This window comes from Pseudomonas sp. SDT291_1_S447 (assembly GCF_054070155.1).
This window is the reverse complement of the sequence record NZ_JBSVXS010000350.1, coordinates 1-290: the sequence shown is the minus strand read 5'-3', so window position 1 is coordinate 290 and position 290 is coordinate 1. Positions and strand designations below refer to the sequence as shown.

General features: G+C 55.2%; 1 protein-coding gene and 1 pseudogene. Both read right to left on the bottom strand.

Annotated features, from left to right (window positions below; translation table 11 throughout):
* Positions 1 to 89 (bottom strand): annotated as a pseudogene (locus ACW9IR_RS29895) (VapC toxin family PIN domain ribonuclease); the annotation flags it as partial.
* The coding region (locus ACW9IR_RS29890) for a type II toxin-antitoxin system Phd/YefM family antitoxin (protein WP_457466205.1) at positions 89 to 290 on the bottom strand (202 nt) is incomplete at its 5' end. The gene ACW9IR_RS29890 and the pseudogene ACW9IR_RS29895, both read right to left, overlap by 1 nt.

Genomic DNA, 290 nt, shown 5'->3' with positions numbered 1-290 from the left:
GCGCTGACGCTTTTAGCCCAGGCGACCACCTTTGCATCGGCGTGGGGTTTGCGAAGTTCGGAAATGACGTTGGTGTCGAGTAGATACATCAGGAGAGGTCCACAGGTCGATGAGTGATCACGCCGCGTTCGGTTTCGAAGTCGATATCGGCCGCTTCTGGCATCACTAGCAGATCAACGATGTCGGCATTGAGCCCTGTCAGTTTCTGGTAGTCCTCAATGCTTAGCAGTACGTGGGCTGGCTTGCCTCTATCGGTGATAAAAACCGGCCCCTGGCGGGCTGCTTTTTTG